18 protein-coding genes and 1 tRNA gene are annotated in these 14799 nt (G+C 57.3%); 11 read left to right on the plus strand and 8 right to left on the minus strand.

Annotated elements, in window-relative coordinates; genetic code table 11:
• The first annotated feature begins 7 nt into the window (after nucleotides 1–7).
• From AC2VLR_RS02915 to AC2VLR_RS02945, 7 genes are all read left to right on the plus strand, one after another.
• Complete coding sequence (locus AC2VLR_RS02915; RefSeq protein ID WP_486880788.1) at nucleotides 8–1261, plus strand: NRAMP family divalent metal transporter; 1254 nt, start codon at nucleotides 8–10, stop codon at nucleotides 1259–1261.
• An 88-nt stretch (nucleotides 1262–1349) separates the two neighbouring features.
• Entirely contained in the window at nucleotides 1350–1517 is a 168-nt protein-coding gene (locus tag AC2VLR_RS02920) for a hypothetical protein (RefSeq protein ID WP_486880789.1), read from the plus strand.
• Nucleotides 1507–2592 carry an ABC transporter ATP-binding protein gene (locus tag AC2VLR_RS02925; RefSeq protein WP_486880790.1) on the plus strand — a complete coding sequence of 362 codons (1086 nt, stop codon included), beginning with the start codon at nucleotides 1507–1509 and terminating at the stop codon, nucleotides 2590–2592. The genes AC2VLR_RS02920 and AC2VLR_RS02925 overlap by 11 nt, the downstream gene beginning before the upstream one ends.
• Nucleotides 2593–2603: 11 nt before the next feature.
• On the plus strand, nucleotides 2604–3581 hold the full coding sequence (locus tag AC2VLR_RS02930) for an extracellular solute-binding protein (RefSeq protein WP_486880791.1): 978 nt from the start codon (nucleotides 2604–2606) through the stop codon (nucleotides 3579–3581).
• Nucleotides 3578–5194, plus strand: a complete 1617-nt coding sequence (locus tag AC2VLR_RS02935) for an ABC transporter permease (RefSeq protein WP_486880792.1) — start codon at nucleotides 3578–3580, stop codon at nucleotides 5192–5194. Before AC2VLR_RS02930 ends, AC2VLR_RS02935 begins: the two co-directional genes overlap by 4 nt.
• 18 nt (nucleotides 5195–5212) lie before the next feature.
• The gene (locus AC2VLR_RS02940) at nucleotides 5213–5899 is read left to right on the plus strand and encodes a hypothetical protein (RefSeq protein ID WP_486880793.1); all 687 of its coding nucleotides are present in this window, start codon (nucleotides 5213–5215) and stop codon (nucleotides 5897–5899) included.
• A gap of 100 nt (nucleotides 5900–5999) precedes the next feature.
• The gene (locus tag AC2VLR_RS02945) at nucleotides 6000–6581 is read left to right on the plus strand and encodes a DUF4124 domain-containing protein (protein ID WP_486880794.1); all 582 of its coding nucleotides are present in this window, start codon (nucleotides 6000–6002) and stop codon (nucleotides 6579–6581) included.
• An 11-nt stretch (nucleotides 6582–6592) separates the two neighbouring features.
• On the opposite strand, the gene AC2VLR_RS02950 is transcribed toward AC2VLR_RS02945, so the two are convergent.
• The 3 genes from AC2VLR_RS02950 to AC2VLR_RS02960 all read right to left on the minus strand — a co-directional run bounded on the left by AC2VLR_RS02950 (nucleotide 6593) and on the right by AC2VLR_RS02960 (nucleotide 8097).
• Entirely contained in the window at nucleotides 6593–6808 is a 216-nt protein-coding gene (locus AC2VLR_RS02950; RefSeq protein ID WP_215843484.1) for a hypothetical protein, read from the minus strand.
• A 140-nt stretch (nucleotides 6809–6948) separates the two neighbouring features.
• Nucleotides 6949–7602, minus strand: a complete 654-nt coding sequence (alkB, locus tag AC2VLR_RS02955; protein WP_486880795.1) for a DNA oxidative demethylase AlkB — start codon at nucleotides 7600–7602, stop codon at nucleotides 6949–6951.
• Between the two features lie 51 nt (nucleotides 7603–7653).
• The gene (locus AC2VLR_RS02960) at nucleotides 7654–8097 is read right to left on the minus strand and encodes a sigma factor (protein WP_486880796.1); all 444 of its coding nucleotides are present in this window, start codon (nucleotides 8095–8097) and stop codon (nucleotides 7654–7656) included.
• Between the two features lie 109 nt (nucleotides 8098–8206).
• Between AC2VLR_RS02960 and AC2VLR_RS02965 the strand changes: the two genes are divergently transcribed.
• The 3 genes from AC2VLR_RS02965 (at nucleotide 8207) to AC2VLR_RS02975 (ending at nucleotide 10539) form a co-directional block, all read left to right on the plus strand.
• Nucleotides 8207–9091, plus strand: coding sequence for a LysR substrate-binding domain-containing protein (locus AC2VLR_RS02965; RefSeq protein ID WP_486880797.1), 885 nt, complete (start codon nucleotides 8207–8209; stop codon nucleotides 9089–9091).
• A gap of 263 nt (nucleotides 9092–9354) precedes the next feature.
• A complete protein-coding gene (locus AC2VLR_RS02970) occupies nucleotides 9355–9477 on the plus strand; it encodes a hypothetical protein (protein WP_486880798.1) in 123 nt (40 codons plus the stop codon).
• A gap of 129 nt (nucleotides 9478–9606) precedes the next feature.
• Entirely contained in the window at nucleotides 9607–10539 is a 933-nt protein-coding gene (locus AC2VLR_RS02975; protein ID WP_486880799.1) for a sulfotransferase family protein, read from the plus strand.
• A gap of 36 nt (nucleotides 10540–10575) precedes the next feature.
• Here AC2VLR_RS02975 and AC2VLR_RS02980 read toward each other — a convergent pair.
• The 5 genes from AC2VLR_RS02980 to argH all read right to left on the minus strand — a co-directional run bounded on the left by AC2VLR_RS02980 (nucleotide 10576) and on the right by argH (nucleotide 14287).
• Nucleotides 10576–10651 (minus strand) — tRNA-Lys (locus AC2VLR_RS02980).
• 163 nt (nucleotides 10652–10814) lie between these two features.
• Nucleotides 10815–11360: a YbhB/YbcL family Raf kinase inhibitor-like protein gene (locus AC2VLR_RS02985; RefSeq protein WP_486880800.1), complete on the minus strand. Its 546-nt coding sequence runs from the start codon at nucleotides 11358–11360 to the stop codon at nucleotides 10815–10817.
• A gap of 121 nt (nucleotides 11361–11481) precedes the next feature.
• Entirely contained in the window at nucleotides 11482–12717 is a 1236-nt protein-coding gene (gene lysA / locus AC2VLR_RS02990; RefSeq protein WP_486880801.1) for a diaminopimelate decarboxylase, read from the minus strand.
• Nucleotides 12714–12899: an LPS translocon maturation chaperone LptM gene (lptM, locus tag AC2VLR_RS02995; RefSeq protein WP_486880802.1), complete on the minus strand. Its 186-nt coding sequence runs from the start codon at nucleotides 12897–12899 to the stop codon at nucleotides 12714–12716. Before lptM ends, lysA begins: the two co-directional genes overlap by 4 nt.
• Nucleotides 12896–14287, minus strand: a complete 1392-nt coding sequence (argH, locus tag AC2VLR_RS03000; protein WP_486880803.1) for an argininosuccinate lyase — start codon at nucleotides 14285–14287, stop codon at nucleotides 12896–12898. Before argH ends, lptM begins: the two co-directional genes overlap by 4 nt.
• Before the next feature lie 167 nt (nucleotides 14288–14454).
• On the opposite strand from argH, the gene AC2VLR_RS03005 reads away from it, so the two are divergent.
• Complete coding sequence (locus tag AC2VLR_RS03005) at nucleotides 14455–14790, plus strand: hypothetical protein (RefSeq protein WP_486880804.1); 336 nt, start codon at nucleotides 14455–14457, stop codon at nucleotides 14788–14790.
• The last annotated feature ends 9 nt before the right edge of the window (nucleotides 14791–14799 follow it).

Genomic DNA, 14799 nt, shown 5'->3' on the forward strand with positions numbered 1-14799 from the left:
CTTAATAATGACTGCAAGCAATCCCACTACCCCACACAAGCACTCACGCTGGTCGGTTTTTTTGATTGTACTGGGCCCCGGCCTCGTCGTCATGCTCGCCGATACGGATGTCGGCAGCATCATCACCGCCGCCCAGAGTGGGGCCCAATGGGGGTTCAAACTGCTGTTACTGCAGTTCATCCTCATGCCGATCCTTTACCTAGTCCAGGAATTGACGGTCCGTCTGGGCATTTTCACCGGCAAGGGACACGGCGAACTCATTCGCGAAACCTTTGGTACCGGCTGGGCATATCTCTCTGTAGCCGGACTCAGCATTGCCACTACCGGTGCCTTGCTGACCGAATTTTCCGGCGTGGCAGGGGTCAGTCATCTGTATGGATTGCCGCGCGCGGTCGGGGTAATTCTCGCCGCAGCCACCCTGCTGACCATTGTCTGGACGGGTTCCTACCGGCGCGTAGAACGCATCGCCCTGGTCATGGGACTGTTTGAACTGGTGTTCTTCGGCATTGCCTGGGTTGCTCACCCCAACATCCAGGACATCCTCCACGGCCTGACCCATGCCCCCATTACCGACAAGGATTACATGATGCTCGTAGCGGCCAATATCGGCGCTGTCATCATGCCCTGGATGGTGTTTTATCAGCAGTCTGCCGTGGCCGACAAAGGGCTTCATCCCGAAAATTATCGTCATGCCCGTTGGGATACAGCCATTGGTGCAGTACTTACCCAGGCCATCATGGCTGCGGTGCTGATTGCCACCGCCGCCACCATCGGCAGACTGAATCCTAACGCACCCCTGAATACCGTTCATCAACTGTCCGAGGCCATCACCCCTTACCTCGGCGACACCTGGGGACGCCTGGTGTTTTCCATGGGCATTCTCGGTGCCGGGATGGTTGCCGCCATTGTCGCCTCCCTGGCAGGGGCCTGGGGTTGGGGCGAAGTCACCGGATTTCGCCATTCCCTCGAACACCATCCCAAAGATGCGCCCTGGTTCTACGGCATTTACACGGCCATCATCATCGCTGGAGCGGTAGCCGTCATCAGCATCCCCGATCTGGTCAGCCTCGATATCGGCGTGGAAGTGATGAATGCCCTGCTGCTGCCTCTGGTCCTGGGCTTTCTGGTCGCCCTGGCGGTCAAAGCCCTGCCCGCCGAGCATCGTCTGCGTGGCTCTTATCTCTGGCTGGTGCTGTTTGTGGTCATCCTTTCGGCAGGGCTGGGCGTTTATGGTGGCCTGACCAGCATCCCCGGATTATGATGAAAACCTGCACAACGAGCAGATTGTCATAAAACTGTCATATTTGAGGCGTACACTATTCTCCAAAATATAGCTGGAGATAATAGTGATGCCTCGAAACATACTGCTTCATGCACTGCTGTTCAGTGCTATGGGTATGTTACTGCCCATTCTCACCCCAGGGAGCTTACCGGCCCGCTTCATCAACAAGAACAAAATCAGCAGCGTAGCCTGCTCCTACATCCATAAACGCCTGATGCTCCAGTATGCCTTTTGAGCTGCCCGATGGGCTGCAGATTCAGTCTTTGCGGGTGGAACTGGGTGGAAGGGCGGTGTTGGCCGATGTCAACCTGTCTCAGGAGACGGGGTCGTATGCCTGTCTGCTGGGGGAGTCGGGTTCGGGCAAAAGTACCTTGCTGGCCACTATTGCCGGTTTGATCCGGCCGCAGCTGGGAGGCATCAGCATCCATGGCCAGGTGCTGAGTGAAGGCAAAACCTTTTTGCCGCCCGAAAGGCGGGAGATCGGCATGGTGTTTCAGGACGCCGCCCTCTGGCCGCATCTGAGTATTCTCGACAATGTTCTCTACCCGCTCCGGGCACGGCGGCTGCCGGTGGATAAATCCCGGGCCCTGGCCCTGCTGGAGCGCATGGCGATTCCAACTGCTGCGGCCCGTCGCCGGCCCCATGAGCTTTCGGGCGGGCAACAGCAACGGGTGGCCATTGCCCGGGCCATCATTGCCAAGCCCCGTATTGTCTTGCTGGACGAACCCCTTTCGGCCCTCGATCACGGGGTGCGGGAGAACCTGCGGGAGTTTCTGCACGGACTGTTTGCCGAGGAGGGCATCACTGCCCTGCATGTGACCCATGATCCGGGAGAGGCCTTCTATCTGGGTCGCCGGGTAGGAGTGCTCAATGGGGGGCACCTGGAACAATGGGACACCCCGGAGCGCCTCTATCAACGCCCGGCCAGTCTGGTGGTGGCACGTTTGGGGGGCTCGGTGCGCGCCATTCAGGTACCGGTTCAGGAACTTCGCGGCCAAGAGTCGGTGTGTCCGTGGGAAGGGCGGCACTGGGTCGTACCAGCCGCTCCCGAACTGCAGGGTGCCAGCCGGGCAACCCTGCTGCTGCGGCCCGGTGACGTGGAGCTGGACGAGGCACCCGCCGCTGCTCCCGAGGCCCAGGTACGTCACACCCACTGGCATGACGGCCAGTATCTGTTGACCCTCCAGGCCAGTGATGGCCAGGAATTTCTTGCCTATTCCCGCCAAGGGGGCCTGGGTCCCCGCCGCTGGCTGCTGCGCCAGGGGCATGGCTGGTGTATCCCCGTGCAGTCTTCCGCAAATCGCCGATAATAGGAGTTCGTATGAAACGTTTGATGCTTGCATTGCTGGGTCTGGGACTGGCCAGTGCCGCCCATGCCGCCACCCTCACCCTGTACAGTGCCGCGCCAGCCACCCTGGCCAAGACTCTGGCCGCCGACTTCGAGAAAAAAACCGGCGACCATGTGGAAGTCTGGACCTCCAGCACCGGCAAGGTCATGGCCCGTCTTGCCGCCGAGGCCAATCATCCCCATGCCGACGTGGTCATGGTGGCCGGTTGGTCGGCAGGTCTGGACCTGGCCCATCAGGGAATGGTCTATCCTTATCATCCGGCCGACATCGAGAAGGCACTGGTGAAGCCCGCCCAGGTTCCGGCCCCTTTTCTGCCCTACGGCCTGGATACGGTGTCCATGGTCTTCAATACCAAGGCTCTGCCCAAAGGTGCCAAGCTGCCCGACAGCTGGTTTGACCTGACCCAGCCACAATGGAAGGACCGGATCACCGCTCCCAATCCGCTGCTCTCGGGTACGGCTTCCAGCTTTCTGACCGCCTTCGTGGACCAATATGGAAACAAGGCCTGGAAATTCCTGTCAGAACTCAAAGACAACGGTACTGTCTGGCCGGGCACCAACCACGCCGCCCTCCTGCCGGTGATGTCGGGAGAGCGCAGCGGCATGTTCGAGTGCGTGGGCCATGCGGCCGTGGCTGCCAAGGCCCAGGGGAACTCCATTGTCCAGGTCTTCCCCAAGGAAGGCACCATCATGATCCCGCGCCCCATCCTGATCCTCAAGTCGGCTCCTGACAAGAAGCTGGCCGAGCAGTTCGTCAACTTTGCCATGTCCCCTGCGGGGCAGAAGCTGGTGGCTGAAAACAATCTGTATCCGGCCCGCCAGGGGGTACCGGCCAAACCCATCATGAACAAGATGGGCAGCTTCAAGGTCATGTCCGTCAACTGGAGTCAGATGGCCGCCAAACAGCCCGCCATTCTGGCCCGTTTCAAGAAGGAAATCCTGGGCCAGTGACGCGGGCTGTCAACCATCTGCTGGTTTACCTGATCCTCGGGGTGCTGGTTCTGGCACCCCTCGGGGCCATTGTCTACGAGGCCTTGCAGCCCGGAGCCGGCCACCATCATGGGATCGCCCTGCTGCAGCTGGGGGTGAACCGGCATTTTCTGGACTCCTTGTCCGGTACCCTGGGCATGGCGGGTTTTGCCGTGCTTTTCGCCTTGCCCATGGGTTTTGCTCTGGCCATGTTGATGTACTACGTGCCACCCCGTTGGACACCCTTCTGGGAGGCGTTGATTCTGATTCCTTTCCTTATTCCTCCGTACCTGACGGCCGAGGCCTGGAGCCTTCTGGTCGGGCCCGTAGGAATGATCGAGCAGGTCATTGGATTTTTGGGTAGCAGCCTGGAGGGATTCCTGTTTTCTCTGGCAGGCATGGGCATGATGATGGCCCTCCATCTGACACCCTTGGTTTATATTTTATTACGCGCTGCTTTGGATAATGGTAACCCACGCCTGTTGCAGGCGGCGCGAGTACATGGGGCTTCGACCTTGGCAGCTTTCCGCCTGGGTATTCTGCCAACGCTGTTGACGGCCCTGGCAGCAGCCGGGCTGCTGGTTTTCATGGACACCTCCGCCGAGTTCGGCGTCCCGGCGCTGCTGGCCGGTTATGCCGGAGTGCAGGTTCTGAGTACCAGCATCGAGGGCGCCACCAATGTCTGGCCAGTGAACCTGCCCATGGCCTCGGCCATCGGTTTGGTGCTCTGCGCCATGGGGGTAATGGTCTGGTTTCTCTACCGCCCGCTAGTTCGCCGTAACGAGGGGCAAATCCAGCGCCGTGCGCCCGCACGGCGGGTATGGTGGAGTATTCTGCCCATTGGCGTTTTCGTCCTCGTGGGAACAGTCATGCCCGTATTGGCGGTCCTGGCCATCTCCCTGGAGAAAGCCATGACGGCGGGGTTGCGGACATCGAATTTCACCTGGCAACACTATCATCATATTTTCAGCAACAGTTCGTCGGGCTTTGTGGCTTTGCTTACCAGTCTCAAAATTTCCGCCCTGGTGGCTGTTTTCGGCATGGCCTCGGCGCTTCTGGCCGCCAATCTGGTGCGCCGGGGCGGACGTATTGGCGCGCTGGTCGATTTACTGGGGACTTTGCCCATGGCGGTCCCGGGCGTGGTGCTGGCGGTGGGAATGATTCTCTTCTGGAATGCGCCCTGGAATCAGATGCCGGTTTTTGGTCATCCCATCATCCTGGCGGTGGCCTATGCCACGGTCACTTTTCCTTTTGCCTTGCGCTATGCCCGTACCGGTCTCGCACAAATTCCACCCCGTCTGGAACAGGCGGGCAGGGTACATGGCGCTTCGCCGCTGCGCACCGCCCTGGGGATCCAGGTGCCGTTGGTCTGGCCCATGCTGGTGGGCGGGGCGACGGTAGTTTTTGCCCTGTCCATGCGTGAGCTGGTGGCCTCGCTGATGTTGCAACCGGCGGGCATGCAGGTGATTTCCACCTATATCTACGGCAACTTCCGCCAGGGGGTCATTGGTAATGGCATGGCCCTTTCGGTGATCGGTATTTTCAGTTCAGCCCTGATTCTGGGTTTGGCCCGCAGGGCCCTCATCCGTCAATAAGCAAAAAGGAGAATCTACATGTCCCTTCGCCGCAAACTCGCCCTGTTTCTGGCTCTGGGAGGCTGCGCTACGCCTCTCCTGGCCCAGGCCGTACCTGCCGAAATCATCCTCGTGCGACACGGCGAAAAAGTGAACCCGTATCGACTTTCCAAGATTGGCGAAGAACGGGCGCAGGCCCTGGCCCAGGTCTATCTGGGTAAGGACGCCAGCCGCGGCATTCTGCCCAAGGGCGTGAAGCCTGCCGCCTTGATGACCATTACCCTGCACACCATTGAGACCATGACGCCCACAGCTCTGAGCTGGGGAATGCCGGAGACCGCTTTCACAGCGGTGCCGGAGTATTTCCAGACCGAAAAGGAAAAAAAGGCCCAGGAAACCCAGCGGACCCAGGAAGCCGCCCAAGCCCTGCTTGACGATCCACAATATGACGGTAAGGTGGTCATCGTTATGTGGGAACACAAGCGCATCGCCAGTCAGAAGCTGGAAGAAAAATACCCGGGGCAGCAGGTGACCTTCCGCGAACTCCTGCATTTGAACAAGCTGACCGGAGTCCCTCAAACCTGGCCCAAGCATACCTTCGATTATTTCTGGGTCATCAAATACCAGGGGCAGAATCCGGTGCCCGTCTCCTTCCAGATGATCAAACAGACCTATACCGGCAAATATGCCAACCTGCCCCAGAATGACTGGGGCAGGCCGGAGTAAAACGGCTCCCCGGCAACCCTTTCCAAAACTTGCCCCGCTAGCGAACTGTGCTATATCTATCTACAGGTAGCATTGGAAAGGTTGATCATCGGGAGTCTGGATGTTGATTGTTGAATCTGCTGCGGCCATGGATCGACCGCTATTGAAGCCTATAGGCCGGCGCTGGGGTGCGGCTGTTCTGGCCGCTGCCGTAATGGTATCAGCCAGCGCTTTCGTGCTGCCCGCTCAAGCTGAGCGCATTTATCGCTGGGTATCCCCTGACGGCACCGTCAGCTTTGGCGATCAGCCCCCGGCCAATGCCCGGAAGCTGCAATCCCTCCCTTCTGCGCCGCCAGCACCACCTACCGTGCATTCGCCTGCTTCCCGGACTCCTGTATCCAGCTCGCCTCCTGCAGCAGCTACCGACAAAACCCTGACCACCATTGAGCGACTGAATCTTCTGACGGCACTCAACAACTACCGGAACAGTCTGCGCCCAGCACCGGAACCCCGTCAGCATGATGTCTATATACCGGCTTATATCGGACCGGGGCCCTTTCCTCCGTATGGACATAGGCCCCGTCGCCCCTGGCGACGACCTCCGCCCCGCCCTGGCCATCCGCCGGTCACGCGCCCACCGACGGTGTTGCTACCCCCACCGGCTCCCGCATCCATGTACTCATCGCCAGTACTGCTGCCCTAGCCGGACTTGGCTTATTGTGCTGCCACTGACTCTCTTTCCCGGATAATCTGCGCGCCGTGCTTCCATAAATAGTAGATGACGATGACTCCCATGGGGATGAGCAGGGTCAAGACAAAGGTGACAAAAAAGGTCACGATTTTCAGATTCCGACCCCAGCGGGTCCGCGCCGTACCGATAGCCAGCGCCACATTTCTCAATTCCTTGCCGTCGGAATTTTCAACGCTCATGATCACTCCTGTTATCCTGAAACTGCGCTTGGGCGCAGGTGATTTGCCCCTGAAATAAGGGTGTATCTTAAGCGGGTGCCACGGGCAAAACAATTGTGGACAGGATGACAAACCGGACCCGTTTTAGCGTATGCATGCCATCAGCGCGCCTTGCGCAGGGTCAGATTCAGACGCCGCTCCCCCACAAGGGGATGATCCCCCATTTTGACGGGAGCGATGCCATGGTAGCGGAGCCGCGCCGGACCACCCCAAACCAGTACGTCACCATGCTCTATATTGATCCGTTGCACCTGATCCCGGCGCTCCGCCCCGCCAAACAAAAAAGTGGCCGGCAAGCCCAGTGAAACTGACACAATGGGCGCTTCCATATCCTGTTCATCCTTATCCTGATGCAAAGACATGCGCGCCCCGGGAACATATACATTCACCAGACAGGCATCAGGGATAAAGGACGCAAAACCGGCTTCCGCTGCGGCTGTTTGCGCCATTCGCAAGAGTAGCGTCGGGATTTCCGGCCAGGGTTGTCCGGTTTCCGGGTCTCTGGATACATAGCGATAACCCTGTTTGTCCGATACCCAACCCCATGCCCCGCAATTACTCATGATCACCGACATTTTTCTGCCCCCCGGGGTCAGCATCTGTCGCAGTCCTGACTGTAGCAAGCCCTGCTCCACGCCATGGAGGATCGCCTCTGCGTCAGCCAGGGCCCAGCCCCGCAATATCATGGCCCCTTCTCCAAGGGATTCCTGAGCAGGCGCCGGGCGGGAAAAGTTTTCAAAAAGATCAGCCGTCATCGGACCCGCTGTTCATCCTTTCGGCCTGCTGACATTTTGAGGTCCGGCCAACTATGCCAGCGCGGCATTGCGCGGTAAAAGCTCCGCTTCAATCGATTCACGAATCATCCTGGTGGCATAAGTGGAAAAGCGCTCATCACTCCCGGACTGAAATTGGCGTGCTGCGGCAATCAGTGCCAGATTTCCTGTTTCCAGCAGATCGCTCAAGGATAAGGTGGTTTTGTCCTCATAGCTACGGACGATACGCAATACCAAACGCAAATGTGCCTCCAGCAATGCATGCCAGGCCTCAGGATTCTGCTGCTGGATGCCTTCCAGCAGATTTTTTTCTGCGGCCGGAGTCAGGACCTCTTGATAGCCAATGGCTTGTAAATACGGGATAGTGGGATCAGAGCCTGTACCAGCATCTATCCGGACAGATACGTCATGAGAGTCCTCTTGTTGCGTGTTCGCCGCAAGCGGATCTGCTGAGGAGGCGTATTTTTTTGTGACCATGGATATTTTTTCCTATATTCATAAAGTGTTATACAAGTTACAAACATACGAAGGGCCAGGCCATCATGGCAAATGTATTTTATTGGTATCTTAATCGGAGAAATCGATAATGGCAGATGACGAACAACTTCTCTCTCTCCTGGCGGTCGCCGAGCATGGCAGCATCAGTGCCGCAGCCGAGTATTTACACCGGGGACAATCGGCCATTTCAGAGCGCCTGAGAAAACTGACGGAGTATGTCGGTGAACCATTGTATGCGCGTGAAATCAATGGCGTAAAACTGACACAGGCAGGGGCCGCCCTCCTCCCTGATATTGAACGCTTGCGCCGGGTCATGCGCGACATTGACAGCGTCATCGCCCGTCGGCAACGCCTGATGGAAGGCGAACTCAACATTGTTTCGACCAGTCTCATCGCCAACTATTATTTACCCCCTTTTTTGACCCGTTACCGGCAACAGTATCCTGGCATCAATCTTTACATCAAAAGCGGTGAACGCTACTGGAAAGATGCTGCCGCAGGAGAAGTGGATGTATTTTTTTATGAAGGAGACAGCGATCTCCCGGAATTACCCGATTATTTTGAAAATATTCCCTGGCAGGACAATGAAATAGTCATCGTCACCCCCTTGCACCACCCTCTTGCCGGCCGCAAGGACGTTTCCTTTGAAGAAGTGGAGAGCTACCCCATTATCTGGCGTGAACCCGGCTCTGCGGTGCGCGGCGCCATCGAAAAGGAATTTGTGCGGCGTGGCATCGTTCCCCGGCATTTTATTGAAGTCGCGGACATTGAATCAGTAGGCACCATGATTAACGCGGATCTTGGCATTGGCTTCATGAGCCGGAGAGTAGTGGAACAACGTTCAGACTGGCAGGTTTCTACTGCCACGCTGGAAAGTCACCAGATGGTCTGCCTGAACTTCATGGCTGCACCACAGCCTGAGCGACGCTCAAAAATGCTGCAGAAGTTTCTGGAGCTCATACAAGTTATGTAAAATGAAGGTAAACGCGGGTCGCTGCCATCTCGACAGAGTAGATATCCCTGTTAATAATTATCGTTAGGCTTTAGCTGGGCAATCTTTTACGCTGTGGAAAATCGGCTTTTCCTTTCAGCGAATAAACACAGCGGGGTCAGTTTGTTATGCGGCCAATGAAACCAACCCAAGACGATGTATCGTCATCAAGGATATTCGTATCATCTGAAAGCACTTTTTTGCAGCATTGTGGTATCAGTGAAAAGGAATGGAACGGCCTAGTAATGGCTAAAGGTAATACTGACAAGGCGGCTGCCTGGATCAAGTCACGCCTGCATGAAGTAGAAAATCTGAGCATAAGCACGCAAAAAGCCTACCTGCGGGTGATGACCAGAAATTTATCCTGAAACACCAGAAGTGTTTCCTGGATGCAGCCGGATTTCACCACTACCGGAGCCTGCTACTGCTATACTGTCGGCAGTCGCCGGTTCTTTCGGTTGGTAAGATCCTGCCCCATCATCTAACAAGGAGTTGATTTGTCCAGTTCAGTCCCTCAGCATGCGGAGCTACTCAACACCCCTCTTTGGCCCAATTTCTTCATTACCGGAACAGTGAAAGGCGGTACAACCTCATTATATCGCCACCTTCAGAAACATCCTGAGGTATTCTTACCGGCCTACAAGGAACCTCATTATTTTGCGCAAATTACGCCCAAGCCTGAACGCAAGCACTTAATCGAACACCTGAATGATACGAAAGCTTATCTCCATCTTTACGAAAATGCGGCGGGGTTTACGGCCATCGGCGATGCCAGCACCTCCAATCTCTGGTATCCACAGGCTCCAGAACGCATTCATGCTGTTGCTCCAGATGCCCGCATTATCATGCTGTTGCGTGACCCCATCAGCCGCGCACATTCTCACTATCTGATGGATTTTCGCGAGGGCCTTGTGGACCAGCCCTTCTCCGTGGAGTTACTGCAAGATGATTTTGCACAGCCCCAAAAGGGTTGGGGGGTTTCGCATATGTATGTGGATCTCGGTCTTTATCACGATCAGGTACAGCGTTATCTCCAGACCTTCGGGCATGGCCAGGTGTTGGTCCTGCAATTTGAGGATCTGGTCAATGCACCCGAAAAAACTCTGGAGCGGGTGGCCGCGCACCTGCGGATAGACCCGCAGCCCTTTCGTGAAATAGACGTCGATGAGGTTCACAACGGCTTCAAAGCCCCGCGCGGCAACTGGTCCCGCCGTTGTGCCTCCAGCCCGCTGGCCCGCTGGATCGGCTATCATTTCATGCCCCGCAAGCTGCAGTGGTGGCTTTATCAGAACCTGATTCTCAAGTCTGCCAAAAAACCCCAGATAGATTCTGCTGCACGAGCGTATCTGGAAGCTATTTACGCTCCCGATCTGGATAAGCTGGAAAATCTGCTGGGAGAAAAAATGCCGTCACTGCGGTCTTCATGGTGAAGAACCTAGCTGATGGTTTTGTGATGCTTTTCATAATGGTGGGAACGGCGGGATTCGAACCCGCGACCCACGGCTTAAAAGGCCGCTGCTCTACCGACTGAGCTACATTCCCATAGCAACGCAAGTGACGCCAGAACAGCGTCAAGGCCGCGTATTATCAGGGGTGAAGGCACATCGGTCAAGTCAAACCCGCTTTACCAGCTCAAAGCAGCCAAGCCTCCTGCCAGTCACACAAAAATGTCCCCCTCGGGCAGAAGGGGACGCGTACAGAAAGCTCAAGGATTATCCAGCGCAAAATGTCCGGAGAATTCAGCGTGATCCAGCACATGCCCCAGCCCATGAAATTCACGGGCGCGGCTGTCTGCTGCCGGGGGCGGACCCAACTGGTCGGCATCATTACCGGGGGTATGCAATCGCGCCTTTACGGCATCCCAATCGGCCCCTTCGGCCAGACCGAGGGTGGCGAGGTCTGTCGCTAACAGCAGGAAATCATAATGCTGCAGTTGATGATTGTCCGCTGCTTCAGGGGGCCGGTAACCCAGGGTTCCGAAGCTGTTACGCCCGGTGCGGATACCGTCAGGCAAGGGACCGCCTTCATGCAACCCTTCCAAGCCCGGGGAAATATCATAGAGCAACCAGTGCACCCGTTGCCCGGCCTCGGCCTCCCGGTGCTCCATGAGCAATACCAGACTTTGGGCATGGGTGGGAAGATGTTGCCAGAAAATGGAGGGCGTCAAGCCATCGCCGGGATGGGCGAAACGCCGGGGAATCCAGTCTTCTGGATCAATACCGGTACTGAAAACTTTCATTTCTGCTGCCATATCTGCCTCCTCACTGACGTGCGGGCTTCTGGCCGGAACATCTACATACGGTGCAAGGGCTACGCCCGCGAAAAATAACTCACCCTTTAAACATAGCAGAAAAACGCCAACCGGGATGGAATCAGGGAAGCTCCAGGCCCATCAGATCATCCCAGTTTTCGCGGCGGCGGATGAGTCGGTGCTGATGGCCGTGAACCAGCACTTCCGGGGGGCGAGGCCGGCTGTTGTAGTTACTGCTCATGGCGAATCCGTAAGCGCCTGCCCCCATAACTGCCAGAACATCTCCGCTTGCGGCAGAGATGGCGCGCTTTTTGGCGAGAAAGTCGCCGCTTTCGCAAACCGGACCCACCACATCCATGATCTGCTCCGGTTCAGCACCCTGACGAAGCGGCAAAATATCATGCCATGCGCCATACAGCGCCGGACGCAGCAAATCGTTCATGGCGGCATCGACCACACAAAACTGCTTGCTGCCGTTATCCTTGAGATACTCCACCCTGGTGAGTAATGCACCGGCATTTCCTACCAGAGCCCGGCCCAGCTCTACGGCTCTTTTGACCGGCAAATCGCCCAGAGCCTGTTCCAGAAGCTCGGCATAATCTGCGGGGCTCGGCGGAGTTTCTTCATGATAACGAATCCCCACCCCGCCCCCGAGGTCCAGATGCTCCAGGATTATTCCCTGGACAGACAGATCTTCGTAAAGGGCGCGAACACGCACAATCGCTTCAGCCAGTGGTGCCAGATTCAGCAACTGAGAGCCGATGTGGCAGGCAATACCTTTCAGTTCCAGCGCCGGGTGTTGCGCGGCCTCCAAATAGAGGGCACGCGCCGCATCCATGGGAATACCGAACTTGCTTTCCTTGAGGCCGGTGGCAATGTAAGCATGGGTACCCGGATCCACATCGGGATTCACCCGCAGAGCAATGGGTGCGCGCAGGCCCAGATCGGCGGCAATATCAGCGATGCGCCACAGCTCTGCCGCAGACTCTACGTTCAGGCAGGCAATACCGGCGGACAGGGCTACACGAATCTCATCAGAAGACTTGCCCACCCCGGAAAAAATGATTTTATCGGGAGATCCACCGGCACGCAGCACCCGTTCCATCTCCCCGCCCGAAACTATATCAAAGCCTGCGCCCATCTCCGCAAATACGCGCAGGACGGCCAGATTACTATTGGCCTTGACGGCGTAACAGACCAACGTGCTTTCGCCCAGTGCTGTGCTGAAGGAATGGTAGCGTTCGCGCAGGGCGGCTTCGGAATATACATAGCAGGGGGTTGCGTAATGCCGGGCAATGGTGCTGAGGGGCAGATCCTCACAGTACAACTCCCCCTGATGATAGTGAAAGGTGTTCATGGCTGTGTGTTACTCCCGGTTGCCACATGGTCCTGACTGCCTGGCGTCGGCGCGGGAGCTGCGGCAGTGGCAGCAGGATGTTCTGCCGGAGGTGGCGGCAAGGTCAGCGGAGTTTTCCGCCCACAACCCGCCAGACCGAGCACCAACATGCACAAGAAGCCCAGTGTAGCCAAACCTTTCATGTCGATGACTCCTGCGCCAGACGGGCGCGGGCACGGGCAATGGCGGCCCGGACCTGCTCAGGGGCCGTGCCGCCCAGATGATTGCGGGCGGCAAGAGAACCTTCCAGAGTCAGCACCTGATAAACGTCCTGATCAATCAGCGGCGACAGGGCCTGCAAATCGCTCAGGGACATGGCTTCCAGACCAATATTGTGCTCCTGTGCGCGGCCCACAGCCTTGCCGACCACCGCATGGGCGTCCCGGAATGGCAAGCCCTTGCGCACCAGATAATCGGCCAGATCCGTAGCCGTAGCATAGCCGCGTTCGGCCTGGGCGCGCATGACTTGCGGGCGGGTTTGCAGACCCGGCAACATGCGTCCCATGATTTCGACACTGGCACGCACCTGGTCCAGGGCATCAAAAAAAGTTTCCTTGTCTTCCTGATTATCGCGATTGTAGGTGAGGGGTTGGCCCTTCATGAGCACCAGCATGGCTACCAGATCACCCACGACACGGCCACTTTTACCGCGAATGATTTCGGCCACATCCGGATTTTTCTTCTGGGGCATGATACTGGAACCGGTGCAAAAGCTGTCCGGAAGATCGATGAAACCGAAGGGCGCGGACATCCATAGAATCAGTTCTTCCGCCAGCCGCGACAGGTGCACGGCAATCATGGCCAGATCCGCCAGCACCTCCATGACAAAATCCCGGTCAGACACCGCATCCAGACTGTTTTCCGCGACCGCCTCAAAACCCAGTTGCCGGGCCACCTCCCAGCGATCAATAGGAAAAGTCGTTCCCGCCAGGGCGGCGGCTCCCAGGGGCAGGACGTTGACCCGTTTGCGGGCGTCCTGCAGGCGCTGGGCATCACGCTGGAACATTTCGACATAGGCCATGCAGTGGTGCCCGAAACTGACGGGCTGGGCCACCTGCATATGGGTCAGACCCGGCAGGATGGTTTCCACTTCGCGCTCGGCCAGATCCACAAATACGCTCTGGAGATGACGCAGGGAAACCAGCAGATCATCCAGGCAGCTGCGGGTATACAAACGCAGATCAGTGGCCACCTGGTCATTGCGGGAGCGACCGGTATGCAGTTTTTTGCCCACATCCCCGATGATTTCCGTCAGCCGGGATTCTACATGCATGTGAATGTCTTCCAGACTGTCCACAAAAGGCAGGCGATTTTCGGCAATTTCCTGACGGACCTCCTCCAGCCCGGCAACAATGGCTTCCGCCTCACTGGCTGTGAGCACCCCCACTTTCCCCAACATGCGGGCATGGGCTTGCGAACCCCGGATATCCTCCGCATATAGACGGCTGTCCACCTGAATGGATGCCGTAAATGCTTCCACTAAACTGTCTGTCGCGGCCGCAAAGCGCCCGCCCCACATTTTTTCACTCATGCCCGCACCTCCTTTCTGCCCGCGACTATAGCGAAAAGGCCCCCTGTTTCGCCAGCCTCTGCCTTGACCTTGACGTTCTGCGCTTGGCCCACCAGCAGCATAGCTTTCGCAATCTGCTCGTCGCCTTGCTACAGTTAAGCAGCGAAACACCATGGGGGACCAAAGCAATGGAGCAAGAGCAATCATCCCAAAGCTGGCGCTGGCTGATCGTGGTCATTATCCTGCTGTTGATAGCGGTGCTGGCATTTTTCTTCTGGCAACATCAGCAGCCGGACCGGCAATCGCCCAAGGCAGCTACAGCGGCTGCCGCCGTACAACTGGCCGCACCGACGGTTTCGACCGTGTCCGTGGCGGATTTCCCGGTAGGGAAAACCATCTCCCAGGCAGGCACCCTGCAGGGTCCTCTCAGCGGGAAATGTGGCAATATTGCCTGGCACGATCTCAGCCCTGCTGCCGAAGCCAATCTGCGCAAGTTGTGCCCGGCAGCCAAAGCGGCGCCCTGAAGCGGCGCT

The sequence above is a fragment of the Acidithiobacillus sp. TH-A117 genome, assembly GCF_057473465.1.